Source organism: Nesterenkonia cremea (genome assembly GCF_014642675.1).
In the GTDB taxonomy this organism is placed as follows: domain Bacteria; phylum Actinomycetota; class Actinomycetes; order Actinomycetales; family Micrococcaceae; genus Nesterenkonia; species Nesterenkonia cremea.
In genome coordinates this window covers 202,973-225,955 of the sequence record NZ_BMIS01000004.1, presented here as the reverse complement: position 1 = coordinate 225,955, position 22,983 = coordinate 202,973, and the positions used below count along the sequence as shown (strand labels likewise).

Annotated in this window: 21 protein-coding genes and 1 pseudogene; 13 read left to right on the top strand and 9 right to left on the bottom strand. The window is 63.5% G+C overall.

Features of this window, described 5'->3' with window-relative positions; translation table 11 throughout:
• The first annotated feature begins 6 nt into the window (after nucleotides 1-6).
• On the top strand, nucleotides 7-507 hold the full coding sequence (locus tag IEW85_RS06495; protein WP_188683881.1) for a GNAT family N-acetyltransferase: 501 nt from the start codon (nucleotides 7-9) through the stop codon (nucleotides 505-507).
• A 55-nt stretch (nucleotides 508-562) separates the two neighbouring features.
• Here the strand turns inward: IEW85_RS06495 and IEW85_RS06490 are convergent, their stop codons facing one another.
• From IEW85_RS06490 to IEW85_RS06480, 3 genes are read right to left on the bottom strand one after another with little or no spacing between them, the layout of a single operon-like run.
• The gene (locus IEW85_RS06490) at nucleotides 563-1,081 is read right to left on the bottom strand and encodes a GNAT family N-acetyltransferase (protein WP_188683879.1); all 519 of its coding nucleotides are present in this window, start codon (nucleotides 1,079-1,081) and stop codon (nucleotides 563-565) included.
• 51 nt (nucleotides 1,082-1,132) lie between these two features.
• Nucleotides 1,133-1,750, bottom strand: coding sequence for a pyroglutamyl-peptidase I (locus IEW85_RS06485; protein WP_268234660.1), 618 nt, complete (start codon nucleotides 1,748-1,750; stop codon nucleotides 1,133-1,135).
• Between the two features lie 51 nt (nucleotides 1,751-1,801).
• Nucleotides 1,802-2,155 carry a winged helix-turn-helix transcriptional regulator gene (locus tag IEW85_RS06480; protein ID WP_268234658.1) on the bottom strand — a complete coding sequence of 118 codons (354 nt, stop codon included), beginning with the start codon at nucleotides 2,153-2,155 and terminating at the stop codon, nucleotides 1,802-1,804.
• Between the two features lie 67 nt (nucleotides 2,156-2,222).
• On the opposite strand from IEW85_RS06480, the gene IEW85_RS06475 reads away from it, so the two are divergent.
• A complete protein-coding gene (locus IEW85_RS06475; RefSeq protein ID WP_188683873.1) occupies nucleotides 2,223-2,996 on the top strand; it encodes an NAD(P)H-dependent oxidoreductase in 774 nt (257 codons plus the stop codon).
• A 109-nt stretch (nucleotides 2,997-3,105) separates the two neighbouring features.
• Here the strand turns inward: IEW85_RS06475 and IEW85_RS06470 are convergent.
• Both IEW85_RS06470 and IEW85_RS06465 read right to left on the bottom strand, forming a co-directional pair.
• Nucleotides 3,106-4,080, bottom strand: a pseudogene (locus IEW85_RS06470) (IS481 family transposase).
• Nucleotides 4,081-4,191: 111 nt separating this feature from the next.
• The gene (locus IEW85_RS06465; protein ID WP_229658857.1) at nucleotides 4,192-5,727 is read right to left on the bottom strand and encodes an alpha-amylase; all 1,536 of its coding nucleotides are present in this window, start codon (nucleotides 5,725-5,727) and stop codon (nucleotides 4,192-4,194) included.
• A 782-nt stretch (nucleotides 5,728-6,509) separates the two neighbouring features.
• On the opposite strand from IEW85_RS06465, the gene IEW85_RS14700 reads away from it, so the two are divergent.
• Nucleotides 6,510-6,689, top strand: coding sequence for a hypothetical protein (locus tag IEW85_RS14700; RefSeq protein ID WP_373286547.1), 180 nt, complete (start codon nucleotides 6,510-6,512; stop codon nucleotides 6,687-6,689).
• A 206-nt stretch (nucleotides 6,690-6,895) separates the two neighbouring features.
• On the opposite strand, the gene IEW85_RS06455 is transcribed toward IEW85_RS14700, so the two are convergent.
• Nucleotides 6,896-8,131, bottom strand: a complete 1,236-nt coding sequence (locus IEW85_RS06455; RefSeq protein ID WP_229658856.1) for an ROK family protein — start codon at nucleotides 8,129-8,131, stop codon at nucleotides 6,896-6,898.
• A 210-nt stretch (nucleotides 8,132-8,341) separates the two neighbouring features.
• Here IEW85_RS06455 and IEW85_RS06450 point away from each other — a divergent pair, with 210 nt between their 5' ends.
• The 6 genes from IEW85_RS06450 to IEW85_RS06425 all read left to right on the top strand — a co-directional run bounded on the left by IEW85_RS06450 (nucleotide 8,342) and on the right by IEW85_RS06425 (nucleotide 15,999).
• On the top strand, nucleotides 8,342-9,613 hold the full coding sequence (locus IEW85_RS06450) for an ABC transporter substrate-binding protein (protein ID WP_188683869.1): 1,272 nt from the start codon (nucleotides 8,342-8,344) through the stop codon (nucleotides 9,611-9,613).
• 41 nt (nucleotides 9,614-9,654) lie between these two features.
• Complete coding sequence (locus tag IEW85_RS06445; RefSeq protein WP_188683867.1) at nucleotides 9,655-10,584, top strand: carbohydrate ABC transporter permease; 930 nt, start codon at nucleotides 9,655-9,657, stop codon at nucleotides 10,582-10,584.
• Nucleotides 10,584-11,474, top strand: a complete 891-nt coding sequence (locus tag IEW85_RS06440; RefSeq protein WP_188683865.1) for a carbohydrate ABC transporter permease — start codon at nucleotides 10,584-10,586, stop codon at nucleotides 11,472-11,474. Before IEW85_RS06445 ends, IEW85_RS06440 begins: the two co-directional genes overlap by 1 nt.
• 116 nt (nucleotides 11,475-11,590) lie before the next feature.
• Complete coding sequence (locus tag IEW85_RS06435; protein ID WP_373286546.1) at nucleotides 11,591-13,309, top strand: glycoside hydrolase family 13 protein; 1,719 nt, start codon at nucleotides 11,591-11,593, stop codon at nucleotides 13,307-13,309.
• 439 nt (nucleotides 13,310-13,748) lie between these two features.
• A complete protein-coding gene (locus tag IEW85_RS06430) occupies nucleotides 13,749-14,861 on the top strand; it encodes a class I adenylate-forming enzyme family protein (protein WP_229658855.1) in 1,113 nt (370 codons plus the stop codon).
• On the top strand, nucleotides 14,854-15,999 hold the full coding sequence (locus IEW85_RS06425) for a thiolase family protein (protein ID WP_229658854.1): 1,146 nt from the start codon (nucleotides 14,854-14,856) through the stop codon (nucleotides 15,997-15,999). The genes IEW85_RS06430 and IEW85_RS06425 overlap by 8 nt, the downstream gene beginning before the upstream one ends.
• Before the next feature lie 411 nt (nucleotides 16,000-16,410).
• Here IEW85_RS06425 and IEW85_RS06420 read toward each other — a convergent pair whose 3' ends face one another.
• Entirely contained in the window at nucleotides 16,411-17,310 is a 900-nt protein-coding gene (locus tag IEW85_RS06420) for a polysaccharide deacetylase family protein (RefSeq protein WP_188683861.1), read from the bottom strand.
• Between the two features lie 129 nt (nucleotides 17,311-17,439).
• Between IEW85_RS06420 and IEW85_RS06415 the strand changes: the two genes are divergently transcribed.
• Nucleotides 17,440-17,904 carry a hypothetical protein gene (locus IEW85_RS06415; protein WP_188683859.1) on the top strand — a complete coding sequence of 155 codons (465 nt, stop codon included), beginning with the start codon at nucleotides 17,440-17,442 and terminating at the stop codon, nucleotides 17,902-17,904.
• Between the two features lie 2 nt (nucleotides 17,905-17,906).
• On the opposite strand, the gene IEW85_RS06410 is transcribed toward IEW85_RS06415, so the two are convergent.
• The gene (locus tag IEW85_RS06410) at nucleotides 17,907-19,733 is read right to left on the bottom strand and encodes a flavin-containing monooxygenase (protein ID WP_188683856.1); all 1,827 of its coding nucleotides are present in this window, start codon (nucleotides 19,731-19,733) and stop codon (nucleotides 17,907-17,909) included.
• 217 nt (nucleotides 19,734-19,950) lie between these two features.
• Between IEW85_RS06410 and IEW85_RS06405 the strand changes: the two genes are divergently transcribed.
• Nucleotides 19,951-20,976: a helix-turn-helix domain-containing protein gene (locus tag IEW85_RS06405; protein WP_188683847.1), complete on the top strand. Its 1,026-nt coding sequence runs from the start codon at nucleotides 19,951-19,953 to the stop codon at nucleotides 20,974-20,976.
• A 59-nt stretch (nucleotides 20,977-21,035) separates the two neighbouring features.
• Here IEW85_RS06405 and IEW85_RS06400 read toward each other — a convergent pair whose 3' ends face one another.
• Nucleotides 21,036-21,725, bottom strand: a complete 690-nt coding sequence (locus IEW85_RS06400; RefSeq protein WP_188683845.1) for a TetR/AcrR family transcriptional regulator — start codon at nucleotides 21,723-21,725, stop codon at nucleotides 21,036-21,038.
• A 64-nt stretch (nucleotides 21,726-21,789) separates the two neighbouring features.
• Here IEW85_RS06400 and IEW85_RS06395 point away from each other — a divergent pair, with 64 nt between their 5' ends.
• Both IEW85_RS06395 and IEW85_RS06390 read left to right on the top strand, forming a co-directional pair.
• Nucleotides 21,790-22,545, top strand: coding sequence for an SDR family oxidoreductase (locus IEW85_RS06395; protein ID WP_188683843.1), 756 nt, complete (start codon nucleotides 21,790-21,792; stop codon nucleotides 22,543-22,545).
• Between the two features lie 39 nt (nucleotides 22,546-22,584).
• Nucleotides 22,585-22,914, top strand: a complete 330-nt coding sequence (locus IEW85_RS06390; RefSeq protein ID WP_188683841.1) for a nuclear transport factor 2 family protein — start codon at nucleotides 22,585-22,587, stop codon at nucleotides 22,912-22,914.
• Nucleotides 22,915-22,983: the final 69 nt, after the last annotated feature.

The following is a 22,983-nucleotide window of genomic DNA, read 5'->3' as shown; positions in this document are numbered from 1 at the left end:
CTGGACATGCGTATCCGTCCTGCTGTCCCGGAAGATGATGAGGCGCTGACCGACCTGCACTTAGACGTGTGGGATGAGGCCTACGCGGGCCTGATCTCCGAGGAGATCCTGCAGGACCGCCGGAGTCGGCGTGAGGCGCGCATCGGGACCTGGCGCCAGATCATCGAAGGCCCCGAGGAGGAGCACCTGGTGGCCCAGGACGACGCCGGCCGCCTCCTGGGCTTCTCCGGCTGCAGCACCACCCGCGAGGACCCGGGACCGGATGTCCCCACCCTGCAGCTGACGGCGCTCTATGTCCGGGCCCAGGCCTACGGCACCGGCCTGGGTCATGACATGCTCACCGCCACCATCGGTGAAGAGCCTGCCTTCCTCTGGGTGCTGGACGGCAATCAACGGGCCATCACCTTCTACCAGCGCCACGGCTTCGAGCTGGACGGGTCGACCAAGACAGACCCTGTAGTGGGCTTGGAACTGCGCATGGTGCGCCGGGAGACGCCTCTGCCCTGACCCATGTGGGGCGTCTGTGTACTGAACGGATCGCGGTGGCCTCGCGCCGGCCGGTTCAGTCGGTCAGATCGATCCAGTACCGCCGCTTCGGCTCTGCTCCGGGTTGCTGGGTCACGTCCTCCAGCACCCCGCCGCAGGCCTCGATGGTGCGGATGGAAGCGGTGTTGGAGTCGTCGCAGCTGACCAGGGCCTGCTCGACGCCGAGCTCACGCAGCTTCTGCAGTCCCAGGCGCAGCATCCCGGTGGCGTAGCCGCGGCGGCGGTGCTCCGGGCGTACGGCGTAGCCGATGTGACCGCCCACCTCCCTGAGCACAGGGGTGAGTTCATGCCTGATGTGGACGCGGCCGACCACCTCGTCCCCGACGGCGCCGAGGAACATCGTGGCGGGGACGCGCCCCGGTGCCAGGCCGCTGCCCTCCTGCTCCCCGCGGAGGATCCCCAGATAGTCCGCCCAGCTCTGCTCGGACGTCCAGAAGAAGAAGTCGAAGTCCTCTGCCGCCAGTTCCTTCTGCGCCGCGCGGACCTGCTCCTCATCGGAGGGCAGCGGCGTTCGGATCTGCAGGGTCTCGGGCATAGGGCTCTCCTGGGGTGCAGTGTCGGCTGAGGCGGCGGTGGAGCTGGGAGGTCAGTGGAGCGCACCGTCGGCGAGGGCGGCGTCGGGAGCTGAACTCAGAGACTCCTCGATGAGGATGTCCAGCGCGCGGACAGCCTGGTCTTCGGCGAGCGGGGCGTCCTCCGTCCGAAGGTCCGGCAGGTGCACAAAGCCGGCCGGCGTCGGGCTGTCGGCGTACGCGGCTGCGGCGAGCAGCGAGTAGAGGACGTCGTTACAGACGAAGGTGCCTGCGCTCAGTGAGAGCTGCACCGGGATCTGCTCCTCGACGATGCGCGCGTAGGCGGCCTTGAGCCGCAGCGTGGAGAACAGCGCGCCTTGGCCCTCGGCGTCGATAGGCTCATCCACCGGCTGGGCCCCGGAGTTGTCGGGGATGCGTGCATCGCACAGGTTGATGCCCACTCGCTCCAAGCGCAGAGTTCCCGTTCCGGCGGCCAGCCCGACGGCGATGACCACGTCCGGTTCCACCTCACCGATCCGCTGGACGAGCAGCTCGGCGGCTCGGCGAAACTCCACCGGGAGGAGAACCGTATGGACCTCAGCACCGGTGATGGTCGCCGCGGTCTGTTCGACCACATCCCAGGAGGAGTTGTGGGACATTCCGCCGAATGGCTCAAACCCTGACAGCAGCACACGCTTCAACGGGGCTCCGTTCCTCTCAGTTGGACTGCCATAGTGGCCAGCTTACTGCGAACCTCCTGCTGCTGAGCCCTGATGACTGCTGTAGTGACCACCCCAGCTGTTCATCGCCTCGATCACGGGGACCAGCTCCTGGCCGAGTGCCGTCAGGGAGTATTCCACTTTGGGCGGCACCTGGGGATAGGCCTCCCGGTGCACCACCCCGTCCTCCTCCAACTCGCGCAGCTGCCGGGTCAGAGTCTTGCGGTTGGCCAGGGGAACCAGCCGGCTCAGCTCCCCGAAGCGCTGCCTGCCCTCCATCAGGTGCTTGATGACTGTGAGCTTCCACGTCCCACCGACCACGGAGACCGCCACCTCCACCGGGCAGACCTCCATGGCCCTCTGAACCGGCAGCCGCATCATGACCTCCCTGGGGACAAAAATGTCCGTACTTCCACAACTGTCCTCATTGGATGAGGATAGCCGCATGACCCGAGGACATGTGCTGTGGCTGAGCGCCCACCCTGAACCCCAGTCCCTCTCCGGCAGCCTGCGCCGCGACGGCATCTCCCATCTCCGCGCCGGAGGCTTCGAGGTGACAGAGTCGGATCTCTATGCGATGAATTGGAATCCTGTGGTGACGCGTCAGGACGCCGGGCTGAAGGAGCAGGACCGGTTCTACGTCAGCGCCGACGTCCGGAGCACCTACCTCCATGGACGCCTTCCGCAGGACGTGGCGGCGGAGCAGGAGAAGCTGCGTGCTGCTGATGCTGTGGTCGTTCAGTTCCCGCTGTGGTGGTACGGGATGCCGGCCATCCTGAAGGGCTGGTTCGACCGTGTGTTCGTCAGCGGCTTCGCCTTCGGCAAGGAACCTGCGACCGGCCGGCGGCTGCGCTTCGAGCAGGGGCCCTTCACCGGGAAGCGTGCGCTGGCCGCTGTCACGCTCGGTGACCGTCCGGCGTCGATCGGCCCGCGGGGCAAGAGCGGGCAGCTCGAAGAGCTGCTCTTCGGGCTCCTCCACGGGACCTTCGCCTACACCGGCATGAGCGCGCTGAAGCCCTGGGCGTTGCCCAGCGCAGACTTCACGGAGGACTACGACGCCGCACGGTACAGTCTGCTGACCCGCTTGGACCGGCTGTTCCAGGAAAAGCCCATCCCCTACCGGCCTCAGTTCACCGGGCACTACACGGACGATTGGGAGCTCCAGCCGCACATCCGTCCCGGCGAGACAGGAATTTCGGTGCATGTCGAGGAGGCTTAGCTGCTGACGGTCATCAGCGGCGACCGCGCAGATCAATCGCGCCGGCTGGCCAGTGTTCCCGCCCCTGAAGCGGGAGGATGAGGGTGAGCCTCCTAGGTGTACTCGGCCGTCAGGTTGGTGACAGTCGACTGGTCGGTAACAGACCGCCGAGCGCGGTGTGGCGTCGCTGATTGTTGGAGACCTCAAGCCATAGTGCAAGAGCAGCGGCACGTTCAGCGTTATCCAGGAAGTCCTGCCGGTAGGCCCGTTCAGTCTGCAGGGTGCGGTTGAACCACTCGACTTTGCCGTTTTACCACGGGCAGTGAGGCTTGATGAACTTGCCCCTGGCATCAAATGCCCTGATCACTGCCGCCACGTCTGCCGAACGCCGGTAGTAGAAATGGTTATCGGTGATGACTCGCTCGGTCCGGGTGATGCCATGTCCCGCGAAGTAGCCGGCTGCACGAAAGATGAATCCCGCGCAGGTGGTGCCCTTCTCATCGGGCAGGATCTCGGAGTAGGCTAGTCGGGAGTGGTCATCGACCATCGAGTGCACGTAGTCGTAGCCGATCCGGGTCCGCTTCTTCGCCCAAGTTGGCCCCATGTGGCGGCCGTGGGCTTTCCACCCTCCGCCATCGGGGATCCTGCCGTTCTTCTTCACATCGACATGGATCAGTTCCCCGGGCCGGTCACACTCGTAGCGGACCGCGGTGGCCTTCGAGGACCGGATCACCTCACCGGTGAGTGGGTCGCAGTCGTGCAGATAGGGCGCCCGATGCCGGCGCAGCACCCGTGAGAGGGTGCGGGCCGGGATGCCCAGCTCGGGGCCGAGCCAGTCCTGGCCGCGGCGTTGCTGGGCACGCAGGGCCAGGATGGCTTCCTCGGTCTTGATCGGGGTCTGTCGTGGACAGTGGCGAGGCATAGATGAGCGATCGTGGAGACCGGACCAGCCTTCCTGGCGGAATCGTTTGATCCACCGGTGGGCGCACTGGCGGGGGATGCCTTGGGCTTTGGCCGCGTGGGCGGCTGCCCAGCCTTGTTCGCAGACACGCTCAACGAGCAGTTGCCGACCGCGGGCACTGAGTCGGGCGTTACGGTGGGACACGGAGACCTCCGGACGGTAGACGACCTAGACATCGCCCACCGCACCCGGAGGTCTCTTCTGCGTCAATGACCCGATCGCAGTGTCACCAACCTCGTGGCCAAGTACACCTAGCTATTCCGCCTCACCGCCGACATACAACGCAATAACACCGTCCTCAGGAAGTGTGGCCTCGATCTTACCGTCGGACACGATGACGTTGCCGGAACCGGCGACGTTGACATAAGTTCCGTCGGGCAAAGACGTTTCGGCGCTCAGTTCCCACTCGTCGTCGGAGGCGTTGAAGGCCGCGAAACCCTCCTCACCCCGATCGAAGGCCACCCGAGAGGCACCTTGCTCAGCGCGTTCGACGAGATCGGTGCCTTCCACGGCATTCCGGAATGAAATCATGCCGGTCACACGTTCATCTCGATGCTCGCAAACCCAGTCTGCACTAGAACAATCGGTGTCTTCGGTAATCGATCCCGCTGGGTTACCATCGACTTCGCCGAGGCTGGGCGGCCCCTCAGCTTCGTTTCCATCGAAGTCGTAGCTGGACATCACTACCGGCGTCCCGTAAGGATGGGCGAGCATAAAGGCTGTCGCAAGATAGTATCTATCTTCGTCGAGATAAGTCAGCGTCGGCTCGTAACGCTGGGTATCATGATTGTCGATGAACACCACGGCCTCGTCACTACTGAGGTCTCCATGATCGGATATCGAGGTCAAGTCGACGATATCGCCGTCCGCGAAGCTTGCCGCTACATCCCGCATATAGTCAAAGTTGGTGACCTGCCCGTAAGGTGTGTAAGCGGTGTAAGGAATAGTGTCATCCCCATAGACCTCGTGATAGAGGTGCGGAGTTCCGCCGAAGCCGGGGACTTCATTAAGCCGGTCGACAATCTCGCCCATGTCACCCTCGGGGATGTGTTTTGAGGCATCCACTCGGAATCCAGCGACACCAAGGTCGACCAGCTCGTTCATGTAGCGGACAAGTTGGTCCTGAACGTCGGGGTCACCTGTGTCGAGGTCGGAAAGCCCCAAAAGTTGGCAGTCCTGCACCTCTTCTTTATCTTCCCAGTCTTCAATCTCTTCGTAGCAGGGGCCGAAGTTGTCCCGACTATAAGCAGCATCCCCGTCTCCGAATAGGTCGGGGTACTCATACTGAGTCCATTCAGTTCCTGCGCTGCCTGTGCCCTCACCAGGACCCGTCATGTGGTTGATGACAGCGTCGACGTAGATTCGCACTCCGTTCTCGGCGCAGGTTTCAACCATCCTCTCGAAATCTTCCCCGGTGCCGCGGCGGGTATTCTCAATCTGATACGAAACTGGCTGGTAATCCTGCCACCATGGATAGTTTCCACCCTCAGCATAGGGAACGACGACGTGCTCCTGAGGCGGAGAGACCTGAACACCCCCGAATCCGTTAGGACCGAGAAAGTCGTCACACTCTTCAGCTACAGAATCCCAGTTCCACTGAAAGAGATGAACAATAGCGTCGCCATTAGACCTCAGTGTGGAGGAAGAATCGGAATCTTGTGTATCACCGACGCAAGACACCGCGAGCAAACTGGAACCCACTACTGCTCCAGTCAACGCATGTCTCATACGAACTCCGCCAGAACCTCTCTTCAGGTCTTCACGATAACTTCTTGTGAATCTCATGGTCATACTTATAAATACCTCTATCTTGTTTTGTGTCTGCTGGCGCTCAATAGACTATATGCCGCACATTGACCAAAGTGATGATCGAATATATAAATAGTATGCTGAGGGTCTGCTGGCGGCCCCCTACTACGAGAAGGGCCCGACCGGACACACCTGCTCCCATGATTCACACACGGCTTGAGAAAAGAGGGCTGACGCGTCGACTTCCGTCTCGACGCCCATATCTCCCAAGCGGGTGCGGGAACCGACCACATCGACGGCCAGCAGCGCGCTGTGGCACGACCGAAGGGGCGGAACATGTCGAGTAGGGCGCATATCTCGACCTCTTCGGGGGCCCCGCGAGCCCCGATCAACTCGCTGAACGTGGTGGGCGCCTCGAGAGTCATACTCGGCAAAGACCTTCGCGGTGCATAACTTGCCGGGAACTTTGACCCCATGCCCAACCCGGCCACCGCAGTTCGGCGACTGACTCCATCCCGGCCGGCGAAGACACTCCGGCCTACTGCTGAGCTCACCATTGACCCTTTCCGTGGATTGGAATCGTGGACACTGGGCTGGACGATGCAGGGGCTCGACGAAATTCAAGTGTGATGTACACCACGTCACAACAGGCATAAATCTATCCAGTAAATAAACTGGATGCAAGAATCTCCGGGCGATGTACTTGGCTAGGACTTCCAGACTGAGCTGGCGGATCTGCCGATGCGCATGCCTCTACGGCAGAGGCCTTCCACGAAGGCCCCTCCCAGAAGCTTGCTGACGTAGAGTTCGCGACCGCGGAACGGGTGGTCGAGCTGATCAACACCTGGCCTCACGAGCAGAAGTTGACCGCTGCCCGGATCGCGCTGAGACTGGGCCGGGACTACGACTTCATCATTCACCCGCGCACAGTGGGCCGGTGGTTCAAGCACTTGGGCATCAATCGGCGCCGCCACCTCAACCCGGAAGGTTCCTCGAACCGGTAGCCCGGCAGAATCATGGCCAAAGAGCCCGGGGCCACGGTCCATATCGACGTGAAGAAAGTCGGACGCATCGCCGACGGTGGCGGCTGGTTCGCTCACGGATAAGATTTCGCAGCAGCCCGGGCCGCGGGCCGAGCCGAGGACGCGGCGAAGAAGCAGAGAAACAAGGCCGGCGGCTGCACCTTGGCGAGTGACGCGCCGTCACCGACTCACGATGTTGCCCTACTCCCCTGTCCCATTTTTCGTTCGGCAGGTTCGCCGTCGAGAGCGCGCTCTTGGACTCGTTCCACTGCGGAAGCGACAGCGCCGATACGTACAGCATCCTCACCTAAGCTGGACGTGGCTATATCAAGCCAGGGAGCATACATGTATGCGGAGAGCTTCTCCTTAGCTGAGGCGACGACCCCGGCGAGAGCAGGGGCCACGGCCCCAGAGACTACGATCCGATCAAGGTCGAGCAGTCCAGTCAGCACCACACAGATTCTCGCCAAACGGTCAGCCAGCTCATCGATAATCTCTAGAGCAACAGCCTCACCGCGACTAGCCGCCGCAAAGACTTGCTCCGCTTGCACCTCGTCCGCGCGGAGACCTGACAGAGAGCCTTCGGCCGCTCCTGCCCGGATGGCGTCCTGCGCGAGGTGACGTGCCCACCAGCCCAACCCCATGGTGGACTCCACCCCGTTGACCAGCTCAAGCATTCCCAACTCACCAGCACTGCCTCGCGGCTGGCGCCACAGCGCGCCTGAGACGACGATGCCGGAGCCGAGCCTCTCTCCGGAGAGCAGTGCCGCAAACGACGAGTCTTCGGCCGCTGGACCAGAATTCAACTCCGCTAGGGCGGCAAGGTTGGCGTCGTTCTCCACTGCGCAGTCCCAGCCGTACTCCGCACCCATCGATACGAGGCCGGGATTCATCCGGCCCCAGAAGCGATTCAGCCCTTCCGGAGAACGTCCCTCGACATCGACAGGTGCGGGGACACCGATCACCATGGAACCGACGTCTGCAGCAGCCACTGCCGCTTGCTCGAGGGCGGCATCCACGATCGCAAGTATTTCCTGCTGCCTTTCGGCGCCGGTGTGCTGATCCGGGTCATGAAGACGGGATTGCAGGGCCCGCTGTGCATAACCGACCTCGCAACCTCGCAGGTCGGCAACGGAAGCTGAAATTCGGTGCTGGCCGGCATCGACGCCCACCACATAGCAGGCATTCTGACGGAATGCGTAGCGGAGTGCGGGGCGTCCCTTGGTGTACGTACCCGCCTGCCGCGCATTCTCCAAGACCTGCAGCCACCCGTGATCGGCGAGCTCTCGGCACAGCGCCAACACAGTTGCCCGGGTCAGGCCGGTGACCTCCATCAACTCGCTTGCCGTGGTGGGCTCACTGTGCCACATCTGCTGGAGAACTCGTTGAGCATTCAAGCGGCGGATCAGCTGCGACGAACCCACTGAGGCGTCCTGAGTACGTCCTCTCATGCCGCTCCTATCCTTAGGCGTCAAAATTCTCAGCTTCCAGTATTGCACCACCTAGATTTAGTCAGTAGATTTACCCCCAACATAAAATAAAGTGATGCATGTCACAGGGAGGGGAGATTGGTGGCCGCAAGCCATGACCGAGAACCGCGCAGAAGAAGCGATCCCTCTGATCCTGCCAGTGCGATGCCGAGACTCCTCCAGAGGAGCCGTCCCTCACGACGTGCATTCCTCGCAGGTGTGGGTGGGTCAGCACTGGCGACAGGGCTGAGCGGATGCGGTGACGGCAACCGAACACGCACGATCTCGTTCCACCAATCGAAGCCTGAGGCGATCCCTTACTTCCGGGATCTCCTGCAGGACTTCAACAATCAGCACAGCGGACAGATCCGTGCAGTCCATGACTCCTCGTCCAACCTCTCTGCGGGTTTCGTACGGGGCAATCCGCCAGACCTGGGGTGCCTGAACTACAACTATGAGATCGTCCGCTTCCAAGAACGCGGCGCCTTCTCCGATCTCTCCGACCTCCTCGATGAGGCGAATATCGACCCTTCTGTCGAAGATCTGGTCGATGAATATCCGACCTACCCGGGACGCACCAGTGTGATTCCGTACTCGATGATGGCGGCGGCGGTGCTCTACAACGAAGAGATCTTCGCCGAGCACAATCTCGAAGTGCCCACTACCTTCAGCGCCTTCATCGAAGTCTGCGAGACGCTTGAGGATGCCGGGGTCGCACCGCTCTACTCAACCTACGGCGACCCGTGGACGGTCGCTCAAGGCCTGGTCGACTACAGCGTCGGCGGAGCGATGGACGTCGCCGGATTCTTCGAACAGCTTCACGAACTGGGGCCGGACGCCGGCCCGGAGGCAGAGGTCTCCTTCTCCAGAGATATGCGCGAACCGCTGGAAAAGATGCTCCAGATCGCGGCGTTCTCCCAAGCTGGAGCCGCCAGTCGCAACTACGGCGACGGCAACCTGGCCTTCGCCCGAGGCGAGGCCGCAATGTATTTCCAAGGACCCTGGGCACTCACCGACATCGCTGTGACCAATCCAGATGCTCCCATCGGCGTCTTCCCGCTGCCGATGACCGAGGACCCCGATGACCTCCGGGTCCGGGTCAACCTCGACCTCGCCCTCTGGATCCCTGAAGACTCACCTCATCAGGAGCAGTCACGCGATCTCCTCAGGTTCCTCATCGACCCAGAGGTCGCAGACCCCTACAACGAGCAGAATCTGGCCTTCGGGGTGCGGGCGGACGCCCCTGATGTCTCCGACAATCGGCTGCAAGACCTCCAGGCCTATGTGGACCGTGCGGCCTTCTACCAGGGCGTCTCTGTCTCCATCCCACGCACCATTCCCTTCGAGAACTACGCCCAGGGCCTCGTGACCGGCCAGAGTCTCGAAGCCACGCTGCGGACTCTGGACGAGGACTGGGCACGGCTCGCTCGCCGATGAACCTGCCCCGCCAGAGCAGCCACGAAAAGCTAGGAGAACTGATGACGACCACTGTTGAGCCGACAACACCTCCACGGGCAGATGGACGCCCAGGGTCCGCGCCTGTTCACCGGCCCCGGCGGGTGGACCGCACCCACTTCGTGTTCCTCATCCCGGTCGTAGCACTGTTCACGCTGTGCATCACCCTGCCGGCGGTGATGGGCATCTTCTTCAGCTTCACCGACTCCATCGGGTTCGGGGAGTTCAGCTTTGTCGGGCTCAACAACTACATCGTCATGTTCAGCGATCCGGCCATCCTCTCGGCCTACGGCTTCACCATCGGGGTGGCGCTGTCCACTGTGGTGTTGGTCAATGTGGCAGCTCTGGGTCTTGCCATCGGCCTGACCGGCAGAATCAGAGCCAAGACCGCCTTGCGAACGGTCTTCGTGATGCCGATGGTGGTCTCCGGGATCATCATCGCCTTCGTCTTCCAGTTCATCTTCTCCAACACTGTGCCCGCCGCCGCCCGAGCGATCGGCATCGGCGCCCTGGAGGAGTCCATCCTTGCCGATCCCTCCCTGGCGTGGATCTCCATCGTGCTGGTCACCGCCTGGCAGGCCACGCCTCAGGCCATGCTGATCTACATCGCCGCCCTGATGACCGTGCCGCAGGATGTCTACGAGGCCTCGGCCATCGACGGAGCCTCCCCTTGGAAACAGCTGCGCAGCATCACCCTGCCGCTGATCTCCGGCTTCGTGCTGATCAATGTGATCATCGGTTTCAAAGACTTTCTGGCGACCTACGAGATCATCGTCGGCCTGACCGATGGCGGACCGGGAACCGCCACCCGGTCGGTGGCGATGGCGATCTTCTCCGGCTTCGAGGAAGGTGACTACGCCTACCAGATGGCCAACTCGACCATCTTCTTCCTGATCACCCTGGCCATCGCACTCATCCAGCTGCGCCTGACCCGAGGAAACGCGAGGTTCTGATGACTCTGCCCACCACCCCGGCCCCAGGCGGCGCTGCGAACCGGGCCACCCAGAGACCCACCGTCGGCGACGGCGGCAGGTCTCGCTGGGGTCTCACCCTTCTGCTGGTGCTGTGCACCCTCATCGTGGTCCTGCCGTTCTTCGTCACCATCTCCATGGCTCTGAAGTCAGGTGATCAGGCAGTCGAGGGCGAAGCCTTCGCCCTGCCCTCGCCGATCAGCTTCGAAGGATTCGCCCTTGCTTGGGAACTGACGGATTTTCCCCGCGCCTTCTTGGTCTCCATCGTGATCACATTGGCCACGGTCGTCGGCACGATCCTGCTCAGTGCCATGGCTTCCTTCGCCATCTCACGGAACTGGGACAAAAGGATGTTCCGCTGGTCGTTCTTCTACCTGCTGGCGGCGATGTTCCTCCCATTCCCCGTCCTGGCTCTCTCCCAGGTGCGGCTGACCGGCTTGGCCGGACTGGACAATCCGGCCGGTGTGATCCTGCTGCACATCATGTTCCAGCTCTCCTTCAGCACCCTTCTCTTCACGGCCTTCCTACGCTCGCTCCCCGAAGAGCTTGAGGAGTCGGCCAGGATGGACGGCGCCTCGACCTGGAGCATCTTCTGGAAGATCGTCTTCCCTCTGATGGCGCCGATGAGTGCCACAGTGGGCATCTTCGCCTTCCTGAAATCATGGAACGACTTCATGATGCCCTCGATGATCATCGCTGACCCGTCCCTGCAGACTCTTCCTGTGATCCAGGAGATCTTCCAGGACGAGTTCAGCAACAACTACCACGTCTCCTTCGCCTCCTACCTGATGGCCATGGCACCGGCTGTCATCGCCTACGTGATCGCCCAACGGTGGGTGATGTCCGGACTCACCCAAGGCGCGGTGAAATAGCGGAATCTGAGGGGTCTTCCCCTGAACCCAGCGCCTGTGCCGATACCCTTCCGCCGGCGTCCTGAAGGTCGCCGCATGACGACCAGAAGAACACCCACCCCGAAAGGAACGACATCGTGTCCATCGATTCGTCCGTCGGCTCTGCTGCCGACACCACTGCTCAGACCGGTGCCCTCTCTGCCGATGCGGACTGGTGGCGCCAGGCGGCCGTCTATCAGATCTACCCCCGGTCCTTCGCCGATGCTGACGGCAACAGCATCGGCGATCTGCGCGGCATCACCTCACGCATTCCGTACCTGAAGGACCTCGGAGTCGACGCCGTCTGGCTCAGCCCCTTCTACCCCTCCGCGCTGGCCGACGGCGGCTACGACGTCGATGATTACCGTGACGTGGACCCGAAGATCGGCACTCTCCACGATTTCGAAGAGATGAGCGCCGCCCTGACCGAGGCCGGCATCAGGCTCATCGTGGACATCGTCCCCAACCACACCTCCGACCAGCACGCATGGTTCCAAGAAGCGCGGCGCTCCCCCAAGGGTTCGCCTGCCCGCGATCGCTACATCTTCCGTGACGGCCTCGGCCCCGACGGCGCGCAGGCTCCCTCGGACTGGGAATCGATCTTCGGAGGCCCCGCTTGGACTCGCATCACCGAGCCGGACGGATCCCCCGGCCAGTGGTACCTGCACAACTTCGCTCAAGAGCAGCCGGACCTGAACTGGAAGAACCCGGAGGTTCGAGAGGATTTCAAGAAGACCCTCCGCTTCTGGTCCGACCGCGGAGTCGACGGATTCCGCATCGACGTCGCCCATGGGCTGACCAAAGACCTGCCCGAGAACCTGCCCACCCAAGCGGAGATGGACACCATGCCCCAGGACGGCAGCCATCCCATCTGGGACCGCGACGACGTCCATGAGATCTACCGGGAATGGAGGCAGGTCTTCGAGGAGTACAGCCCGCCCAGGATCGGTGTGGCCGAAGCTTGGGTCTCCTCCGAGCGACGCCCTCTGTATGCTTCTGCCGAAGGATTGGGTCAGGCGTTCAACTTCGACCTGCTCGAAGCAGACTTCGACGCCGCCCAGTTCCGTGACATCGTCTCGTTCAACCTCGGACTCTCTGAGGCCTCGGGTTCATCCTCCACCTGGGTGTTCTCCAACCATGACGTCGTCCGGCATGCCACTCGCTATGGTCTTCCCACCCCGGCCGAGGACCCACAGGCTCCGGCGGATGAGAAGGCCGGCACCTCCTGGCTCCTCTCTCGGGGAAGTGAGCCGCGGCTCGACGCCGAGGGCGGACTGCGCCGGGCGCGGGCAGCTACGCTCTTCGAACTTGCACTGCCGGGTAGCGCCTATCTGTACCAGGGTGAAGAGCTGGGGCTGCATGAGGTGGCAGAGATCCCCGATGCAGACCGGCAGGACCCGACGTTCTTCAACAGTCCCGGCGTCAGCGTCGGCCGCGACGGATGCCGGGTTCCGCTGCCGTGGTCACGGCAGGGCGGCTCCTACGGCTTCGGCCCGGGGCAGGCCCATCTGCCTCAGCCGGAGTGGTTCTCTCGCTACAGCGTAGAGGCCCAGGAACAGGACCCGGAGTCGACCCTGAATCTCTACCGCAGCGCCCTCAGGCTGCGCCGGGAGCTGCAGTCGCGGGAAGCTCTGGAGTGGCTGTCGACGCACCACGACACCGTGCTGGCCTTCCGCCGACCCAACGGCTGGATCTGCGTCACCAATTTCGGCGAGGTTCCTGCCACGCTCCCCTCGGGTGAGCTGCTGCTGAGCTCTTCCCCTCTCACGACGGACGGTGAGCTCCCCGGCGAAGCCACGGCCTGGCTGCAGAGCTGATCCGATGACGGCACGTGGAGACCTCCGTCACCGGCATGGTCATCACGCTCACATGCCGATGCCGGGGTCCCCTGGCGCCACCGCGTCCACTCCCACCCCGGCTGCGTCTCTCCTAAACCGGGCCCGAAGGCCGTTCCCACTGTGCCTGACCTGTGACGAACCGGTGCTGGTCCACCCCATTATTGAACGTCGTTCAACATCGCTCTACACTGGCCCGCATGCCGGCTGAGCAACGTTCAATGAGGGTTTCGCCTTCCGCCCTCGCCCTCTGGGCTGGTCCGGGGCCGATGAGCCCGGCAGGCATCACAGCTGACCGTGACCTGACCGACCGACCTCATGTGACTCGGCGCATGAGTGGGGCTCCCAGCATCGAGCAGGTCGTGGGATGAGTCGGCATCCCCGACTCGTGCCGCTCAGAGGTCTCGCCCCTCAGGCCCTGATGGCGCGACTGCGCAGCATCAGAGCCGCCGGAGATGTCCCGCTGGTGGGCGATGACAGGTGGCCGGAATCGCAATGGCGCCGGATCGCGGCGCGGGCCGCCGCACACGCCTGTCCTCCCGGAGTCGGCTGGGCCGCACTGACCTCCGGCAGCAGTGGGACTGCCCGCATCGTACTGCGCACCGCAGCCTCTTGGGAGCTCTCCTACCCAAGACTGGAGGAGGAACTGGGCATCGGTCCGGAGGACCGGGTGGCACTCCCCAGCCCGGCGTCGTCGTCGCTCACCCTCTTCTCCCTGGGCCACCGACTGGCCGGAGGCCCCGTCCCGCTGTTCGCCAGCGGCCGCACCCCTCAGGCCCGGGACTTCGCGGAGGCCACCTGCTTCCACGGCACTCCGCAGACGTTCCGTGCACTGATCGAGGCCGGAGCGCCCTCACGGCTACGCACAGCTCTGGTCGGCGGATCACATCTCGACCTGCGGCTGCGTCAGCAGGCGGAACACCTGGGGATCAGGGTCATCGCCTACTACGGCGCCGCCGAGCTCTCCCTGGTGGCGACGGACTCAGGGGCAGGCTTGACACCCTTCCCCGGGGTGGAGGTCGCGGTGGATGATCATGAGCTCTGGGTGCGGTCTCCCTATCTCGCCGAGGGGTACCTCCCTGGACCAGGGCAGAGCGCTGATGGGCCGCTGAGGCGCAGCGGTTCGTGGGCCACCGTAGGTGATCGGGCTCAGTGGGACGGGGACCACCGGAGCGGGGCCGGCCGACTGCGCCTCCTGGGACGTACCGACAGCGCCATCCTCAGCGCCTCCGCGACGATCGTCCCTGATGAGGTCGAAGGCGTCCTGCGCGGCGTGGAGGGTGTGGGTGATGCTGTTGTCTTCGGCCTGCGGCGCCCGCGGGTCGGAGCTTTGGTGGCCGCAGCGGTGGAGCCGACCGGAGGCGTACCGCCGCGTGCTGAGAGTCTGAAGCAGGCGGCGGCGGACGCCCTGCCTCCCACCCACCGGCCGCGGCTCTGGTTCTGCACCGAGATCCCACGGACAGTCTCGGGCAAACCGGCTCGCGGCACCCTTCAGAACCGGGCCGAATCCGGACAGGTGCCACGGCTTGAGTGATCTGCCTGCCTCGACTCCGGTCATCGTCGCCGCCCGCCGGACACCCATCGCTTCCAAAGCCCGCCGACTGGCACAGTTCGGCCTGGTCGAACTGACTTCCCCGGTGCTGCGTGCACTCTGCGAGGACGCCGACGAACTCGTGACAGCCGCAGGAGGGATCAGCGACGTCGTACTCGGCAACTGTATGGGTCCGGGAGGAAATCCCGCTCGCGCAGCCGCTCTCGCCGCAGGGTTGGGCGACCATGTTCCGGGAGGTTCCGTCGACAGACAATGCGGCAGCGGTCTGGCTGCGATCCTCGATGCTGCAGCACCGATCCGGGCAGGTGATTCGGGACTGCGACTGGGCGGGGGAGCAGAGAGCCCCTCAACCGCGCCCATCAGATCGATCGGCGGGACTGCCTATTCGCGGGCACGGTTCACCCCACAGGGTTTCCCTGATCCGGATATGCCGCAGGCAGCCGAAGATCTGGCCACCGCTTCCGGCATCTCCCGCCTGCGCCAGGACCGCTACGCCCAACTGAGCCACCACCGGGCTGCTGAGGCTCTGACCGCAGGGCGGTTCAGCTCCGAGTTGGTTCCCTTGGGGGGGCTGCATGCGGACGAAGGGATCGGACGACGCTCCGGGGTGATCCCCCGGCTTCCGCCGCTGACTCGGCAGGGAACTGTCACTGCCGGCAACTCCACCCGGATCAACGACGGCGCAGCTGCAGTCCTGCTCGCTCCAGCCTCGGCTGCGCGGCAGCAGAACCTGCCAGGTCTGGCGCTTCGCTCACATGCGATGGTCGGATGCGACCCCTCTCTGCCGGGGCTCGGCGCAGCACCGGCGCTGCAGCATGCGTTGGCACGGCTGGGAGCAGAGACCAGCGACGTGAACGCACTGGAGATCGTGGAAGCATTCGCCTCGCAGACTGTGGCGGTGTTGGCCAGACTGGGCATCGACGACGATGACCCCCGCGTCTGTGCCGATGGAGGGGCGCTGGCGCTGGGCCATCCCTGGGGAGCCAGCGGCGCGGTCGCCGCAGTTCGGCTGTTCAGCCGACTGGTCACCTCCGGTGCGCCGGCCGGAACACTCGGGGCCGCCGCAGTCTCTGTGGGCGGCGGGCTGGGCATAGCCGCCGTCGTGGAGGTGGTGCGGTGACTCTCTGCGGCCGGACACAGCAGCACTCGATCTGCCAGACTCAGCCAGGGCTCGTGAGGGACTGCTGCCGCAGTCCAGCGATGATGGTGTCCACTCCGAACCGCCGCAGAGTCTGGAGAATGCAGGATTCCTCCCGAGCCCGAGCGCCAAAGAGCTCGACACGATCTCTGCGCTGTCCCGATACGACAGAAGCGCGTCACGGTGGGCCAGCGCCACAAGCCGCAGCTGATTCTCCCACCCACCGGCCGCCGCATCGTCAGATCTGGCAGTCCAAGCTCGTCGAGGATATGAAGCGCCGTTCGGGCGACCTCCTCCCGCGAGAGTCTCGGGTTCTGCAGCTGGCTCACTATACCCGTCGGCCAGGTCTGCAGCTGTGGGACGAGGCGTTCGCCTCGTCCCGTACTCGGACCTTCAGCAGGCCTGCTGGAGGGTCACGAACCGAAGGCCCTGTTCGAGAAGCTGCGGCAACGCCTCCTGCAGGCCCGCGTGAGTGCCGGAGCCAGGTTGATTGAAGTGTCCCAGCGCGATGTCCCTGGACGAGATCTCACCAACGCGTGCTGCCACAGCTTCGGGGGGCAACGTCCCTCCGTCGTCGAGATTGACGGTGAAGTTCACGGGAGTCAGCCCCAGGTCCCGGCATATCTGCGCGGATGTCTCATCCAGGTGAGCTGTTCCAGACCGGAAGAAGTCGCACTCGACGCCGTATTCCTCACGGAGGAAGTTCTGGTTCCCCATGATCTCGTCAAAGACCTCAGCAGGCGACGCCGTCCCCGCCACCCCGTAGGCGGCCGCACCGCTGACAGACAGAGGCCGATGCTCGTCTCCGTGGTTCTGCACCGCGAAGAGCTCCTCATCGACGATCATCTCCATCGTGTCTGGGTGCGCCTGTGCCCACCGCCGATTGACGAAGAGCGTCGCGGGAATCTCGCGTCGGATCAGGCCCTGCAGCAGCTGCTCATCGACGCCGGACTCATCATCACAGGCGTCGAAGGTCAGGGCCGCTGCAGAACATCCCTCCGGCAGAGCAAGGCGCACCCCTGAGACCTCCAGGCCGAACTCCCCCGGGTGCGCATCGGCATACTGGCTGACGATCTCATCTTTGGACGGCGGTGAACCGGCATCTGACTCACCGCCGGTGCCGCCCGTGGAGTCAGAAGGGCTGGAGGTCCCAGCGCCGGGACTCGCCGGGCCGGTGCTGGGATTGCCCTCCGGACCGTCCACGGTCCGCTCAGAGCAGCCGGAGGCCACCGCAGTCACCGCACCTGCGGCGAACAGGCCCAGCAGACCACGGCGTCCGAGTGGTCCGCTCACCGGCGCAGAAGTGTCTCCGAGGCTTCGCGGCGGCGGGCCCGGTGAGATTCTGTCCGAACTGGATGTGTCCATTGATGAGGGGTGGAGGCTCTCTTGCCCGTGGGGAGCAGATGGAGGTGCGGCTTCATCGTGACACAAGGCCAGGACCACCACCAATCGAAGCAGCTGAGTGCCCGCCCCGGACCCCGCTCCCGAGGCTCACGGCGTTCGGCAGATCCCACCCAGGATGAACTCGGTGCGGCGATCGTGACCATGCCAGGGCGGCCTGCCGCCATGCTCGAGCACGAGAGCGGTGTCGGTGCTCAACGCGTGGAAATCGCCCGATGTGCACTCCCGGACCAGGACACCGGCGTCGTGCCCCTGCTCACCCAGCTCGTCGTGGACGAGACCTGGGTCGCCGTCGCGGTGGCGCACGGCGTGCCCGAACCGGCTGCTCGCTTCACCCTGTCGATGCTCCAGGCCACGCGCAGCGGCTATTTCACACACTCCGATCCCGCTCTCGCTCAGCTGCTCGGACGGGAGCCGCGCAACATCACCGACCAGCTGGCAGAGCTCGCTCAGCCGGTGACTCTTCCGCACCGACTCTCCATATGACCTCACGACTTGTGGTGTGAGGGCTGAAGTGCGAAGACAGGAGTATCCAGGCCCTCATAGCGAGCCTTGAGCTGAAGCGCCAGATACTTGGAATAATGCCTGGACTGATGCAGGTTCCCGCCGTGGAACCAGAGGTTGTCCACGTTGGTGGGCTTCCACATATTGCGCAGCTCTCCTTCCCAAGGGCCGGGGTCTCGCGTGGTGTCCGACCCGTAGCCCCAACATTTACCCACAGCATCGGCGACCTCCGGGGAGATGAGGTCCGCCAGCCATTGGTTCATGGACCCGAAACCGGTGGCATAGACCACGAGATCCGCGGGCAGCTCCGTGCCGTCGGCGAGTACGACGGAGTTCTCGGTCAGGTGATCCACCTGCCCGGAGCGCAACCCCACCTCACCGTCGATCAAGAGCTGTGAAGCACCGACGTCGATGTAGTAGCCGGAACCGCGACGCAGGTACTTCAGGAAGAGACCCGAACCGTCCTCCCCGAAATCAAGCGCAAAGCCGACATCCTCCAGCGCTTGGTAGAACTCAGCATTGTCCTCTCGCATCTGCTCGAAGGCTGGCCGTTGGACATCAGGCAGGATGCGGTAGGGCCAGGAGGCGAAGAGCCTGTCGGCCCGGTCCGTATCGATGCCTGCCTCCACCGCATCTTCAGAGTACAGCGGCCCCAGCACAAGCTCCATGAGCGAGTGACTGGGCGCGATGTGCGTGGAGGATCGCTGAACCATGGTGACATCTGCGCCGTGCTCCCAGAGGCTGGCACAGATGTCATGGGCGGAGTTGTTGGAGCCGATCACCACCGCGCGCTTTCCCGCGTAGGTGTCACCGCCGGGATGTCGGGAGGAATGATGCTGGTCGCCCGCAAAATCGTCCTGGCCGGGTAACACCGGAGTATGCGGGTAGCCGGAGACCCCCAGAGCGAAGACGAGTTGTGTGGGATACAAGGTGACCTCTTCGCCGTCGCGGTCCACCACGACTTCCCACCGCTGAGCCTCTTCCTCCCACTGTGCACTCGTGCACGTGGTGCGGGACCAGTAGTTCAGCTCCATGAGATCCACGTAGTGCTTGAGCCAATCTGCGATCTTGTCCTTGGCAGGGAAGACCGGCCAGTTGTCGGGGAACTTCAGATACGGAAGATGGTCGTACCACACCGGATCGTGCAGATGCAGAGATTTGTATCGGTTGCGCCAGGCATCCCCCGGAGCTTCATAGCGGTCCACCACGAGGGTCGGAACACCGAGATTCTCCAAACGTGATGCCAGCCCGATACCACCCTGTCCGCCTCCGACGATCAGAGCGTACGGCTGTTCACTCGTCCCCAGCGCTGCCTCGCGCTCCTGCCGAGCCTCGAGCCATGTCTTGCGTCCTTTGGTGATGCGATGGCTGACGCCCAGAGGACGACGGCGACCCACCGGCTCCTCGAATCCCCGCAGCTCCTCCAGAACGGTCAGCAGCGTCCAGGCGACGCCGTCGCGGATCCGAACGACCGCCTGCCCCTTGCCCGCGTTGGTCTCAAAATCCAGCCAGGCAGTGGTGACGCCACCGTCGGTGACCTGCTCTTCGGTGATGCACCAGTTGCGCGGCGAGACATGACCCAAGGTCTCGGCGGCGACCTTCTCGATCTGCTCGCGGCCCTCTGCAGTGTGCAGATTCCAGGTGAAGGAGACGAAGTCTCGCCAGAATCCGCCGGGCTCGAAGGAATCTGCGACCCGCTGTGCGTCACGGGAGTCCAACGCTTCAGAGAAGCTCTGCAGCCACTCCTCGGCGATGGTGTTCGCCGAATCCTCGGCTGGGCTGAATGCCTGAGAGGTGTTGTGCCGTGTCATCGTTGCTCCTCACATTCGTGGTCGAAAACTGGTCCGCGGTGGACGCAGCTCACGACATCCCGCAGACTGAACAGTGATCTGCATCACACCTACAGATCGACCTTAGGCTTCAGGGGGTTACATGCCGGTTGCAGAGTCTGGAACCACGCCCATGACGCACGCAGTGGCACCTTCGGCCCTGGCAGCGGACGCCGAAGCCTGGGCGAGGTGCGAGAGAATGGGCCTCTCCCGCGAGCTGGAGGAACCATCCCAGGTGCACAGCGACAATGACATTGAGCAACGACGCCGTCGCAGCGGCCTGGCTGAGATCATCGGTCCGGTGTGGGAAGCTTTCTCCGCATCCAGCTCCAAGGAGCAGGTGATGATTCTGACGGACCCCTTCGGGGATGTGCTGTGGAGGTTCGGCACTCAGAATGCGCTGAAGGACGCGGATGGGATCGGCTTCGTCGAGGGTGCTGCCTGGGCTGAGTCCAGCGTAGGGACCAATGCGATCTCTCAGGTTCTGAGAACCGAAACGGCGTCTCTGATGTCTGGCGAGCAGCACTTCGCGCACAGCCACCAGCGCTTCACCTGCATGGCGGCCCCCATCACCTGCCCAGCGTCAGGATCGCTCCTGGGCATTCTCGACATCTCCGGGCCACGGGCAACCATAGGCGAAGAGATCATCTCCATGGTGCAGTTCAGCGCGCGGTTGACCGCAGGACTGCTGCGGGCTCAGCCGAAGGATCACTCGGAGGGTGCCCACCTTCGTGTCAGGCTGCTCGGTTCCCAGCCTGCCGTCTCGACAGCAGGAGGACCTTGGGCAGAGATTCCGCTGCGCAGTGCAGAGATGCTCGCGATGTTGGCATCACGCCGGCGCGGATGGTCCGCTGCGGAGCTGACCAGTGAGCTCTACGGAGATTTCGGGCTGACCGGAACCGTGCGGACGGAGATGCATCGACTGCGGAGGCACCTGGGGGATCTCCTGCTGTCCCAGCCGTACCGCTTTGCTGAAGGCCTCACAGTTGACTCTGATGTGGGAAGGCTTGAGCAGCTCCTGACCGAAGGGGACCTGGGTGGAGTCCTGGATGTCTATGCCCAGCCTCTGCTGGCCCTTTCGGCCAACGAAAGGATTCTGCAGTGGCGTGGTTGGCTGGATCAGCAGGTGGAACAGCTGGTGAGCTCAGCAGGTTCTGATTCTCAGCGGACCCGATGGCGACGCACCGAGATGGCCTGGGACGCCGAGCTGGAGATGCCCGCGTAAGGAATGTGGCGGACTGTGAACCAGATAGCATAGGCCTTTTCCCGGGCACTCCCTCGTGCCTAAGAAATTGAGCTGCTCCTATTCAGCCGGCTGAGCCATTCGATCAGCAGCTGAGTCTCACTTGGCCCGAGCACATCTGCGTTCGCAGCCGCGACCTCAATCGCTGCGGCCAGCGGGCCGCCCCTTGAGGTCCCTGTGCCGGTGATCGCGGCGATCGTCGCCTCCCGCATGGCCCGGGACAGCTCCTGATCCGCCTGAGCCAAAATGATCTGACGCAGGGTCACTCCGATGTTGGCCGCAAGTATATGCGCGGCCGCCTGCTCCGAAGGAACCACGAGGCGCCCCTGCTTGGCCGCCTCAGCAGTCAGGCCGCGGAGGATCTCGCTGGGCCGCGACTGAGCAGCCGGAGAATAGCCTGGCCGGACCTTGCCATACATCAACGTGTAGAAACCGGGATTCTCCAGCCCGAACGCCACATGTGCGTCCCATCCAGCACGGATGTCCTGTATCGGATCGCCGGAATTCTCCATCGACGCCTTCTCACCCAGGTAGAGATCGAAGCCGTGCTCTATGACAGCGTCGATGAGGCCCTGCTTAGAGCCGAAGAAGTGATACAGCGTCGGCATCTTCACTCCGACCGCGTCGCACACCGCACGCAGAGAGAAGTCCTCACCCGGGCTAGCCGCAATGAGGTCGGCAGCCGCCGTGATCAGCCGCTCTCTTGTATCACTTCCCACCCTCTCTGTCATAGTGCTACAGTACTAGATGTATCACTGATACATATATTCATATCAATGACATGGAGGTAGCGACGTGACAGCTCACACTCTCGAAGGCAAGAACGTGCTGGTCGCAGGTGGTGCGAAGAACCTCGGCGGGCTGGTCGCTCGCCAGGCGGCTGAGGCCGGCGCGAACGTAGCGATCCACTTCAATTCCGATGCGAGCAAGGCTGACGCCCAGCAGACCCTCGCAGCCGTCGAGGCTGCGGGCGGCAAGGGTGCGGTCTTCCAGGGCGACCTCACAGTGCCTGCGAACGTCACCCGCCTGTTCGCAGATGCTGAGGCGGCGATCGGGAAGATCGATATCGCGGTGAACACCGTCGGCAAGGTGTTGCGCAAGCCGATCGTGGAGACCACTGAGGATGAGTACGACTCGATGTTCGACATCAACGCGAAGTCCGCCTACTTCTTCATCAAGGAGGCCGGTCAGCAGCTTGCCGACGGCGGCAAGATCATCACGATCGTCACTGCCCTGCTGGCAGCCTTCACCGACGGCTATTCCACCTATGCCGGCGGCAAGAGTCCCGTCGAACACTTCACACGGGCCGCAGCCAAAGAGTTCGCCGATCGCGGCATCTCCGTCACCGCCGTCGCACCGGGGCCGATGGACACCCCGTTCTTCTACGGACAGGAGACCCCGGAACGGGTCGAGTTCCACAAGTCCCAGGGCATGGGCAACCAGCTCACCCAGATCGAGGACATCGCCCCCATCGTCCGGTTCCTGGCCTCCGAGGGCTGGTGGATCACCGGGCAGACCATCTTCGCCAACGGCGGTTACACCACTCGCTGACCAAAAAGGTCGAGCAACTGCGACAAGGAGAACGAACTTATGACGACACCGACGATTCCCGAACCTGTGGCCTCTTTCATCGAGAGCGTCAACGCCCATGATGAGCAGGCTTTCCTGGAGGCCTTCACCACTGACGGTGCAGTCGACGATTGGGGACGAATCTTCACAGGTCGCGACGCCATCAAGAAATGGAGCGACAAGGAATTCATCGGCTCCCGCGGCGTACTGTCTGTCGAAGAGGTAGAGGTCAGCAGCAGCACAGTCACCGTCGTCGGGGACTGGCGCTCGAACCACGCCAACGGCCGATCGGAATTCACCTTCGACATCGACGGCGACAGACTCGCCAAGATGACGATCCGAGAAGGCTGACAACCCTCCATAATTCAGGGAGGCAGGGTCCGCGACGGCACGATGTGCCGTCGCGGACCCTCCGTCTTT

Excerpts from the sequence above, each read along its gene's own strand:
- IEW85_RS06495 (WP_188683881.1), top strand. The coding sequence starts at position 7 with ATGCGTATCCGTCCTGCTGTCCCGGAAGATGATGAGGCGCTGACCGAC.
- IEW85_RS06490 (WP_188683879.1), bottom strand. The coding sequence starts at position 1,081 with ATGCCCGAGACCCTGCAGATCCGAACGCCGCTGCCCTCCGATGAGGAG.
- IEW85_RS06480 (WP_268234658.1), bottom strand. The coding sequence starts at position 2,155 with ATGCGGCTGCCGGTTCAGAGGGCCATGGAGGTCTGCCCGGTGGAGGTG.
- IEW85_RS06475 (WP_188683873.1), top strand. The coding sequence starts at position 2,223 with ATGACCCGAGGACATGTGCTGTGGCTGAGCGCCCACCCTGAACCCCAG.
- IEW85_RS06465 (WP_229658857.1), bottom strand. The coding sequence starts at position 5,727 with ATGACCATGAGATTCACAAGAAGTTATCGTGAAGACCTGAAGAGAGGT.
- IEW85_RS06450 (WP_188683869.1), top strand. The coding sequence starts at position 8,342 with ATGCCGAGACTCCTCCAGAGGAGCCGTCCCTCACGACGTGCATTCCTC.
- IEW85_RS06445 (WP_188683867.1), top strand. The coding sequence starts at position 9,655 with ATGACGACCACTGTTGAGCCGACAACACCTCCACGGGCAGATGGACGC.
- IEW85_RS06440 (WP_188683865.1), top strand. The coding sequence starts at position 10,584 with ATGACTCTGCCCACCACCCCGGCCCCAGGCGGCGCTGCGAACCGGGCC.
- IEW85_RS06430 (WP_229658855.1), top strand. The coding sequence starts at position 13,749 with ATGGCGCGACTGCGCAGCATCAGAGCCGCCGGAGATGTCCCGCTGGTG.
- IEW85_RS06410 (WP_188683856.1), bottom strand. The coding sequence starts at position 19,733 with ATGACACGGCACAACACCTCTCAGGCATTCAGCCCAGCCGAGGATTCG.
- IEW85_RS06405 (WP_188683847.1), top strand. The coding sequence starts at position 19,951 with ATGGGCCTCTCCCGCGAGCTGGAGGAACCATCCCAGGTGCACAGCGAC.
- IEW85_RS06400 (WP_188683845.1), bottom strand. The coding sequence starts at position 21,725 with ATGACAGAGAGGGTGGGAAGTGATACAAGAGAGCGGCTGATCACGGCG.
- IEW85_RS06390 (WP_188683841.1), top strand. The coding sequence starts at position 22,585 with ATGACGACACCGACGATTCCCGAACCTGTGGCCTCTTTCATCGAGAGC.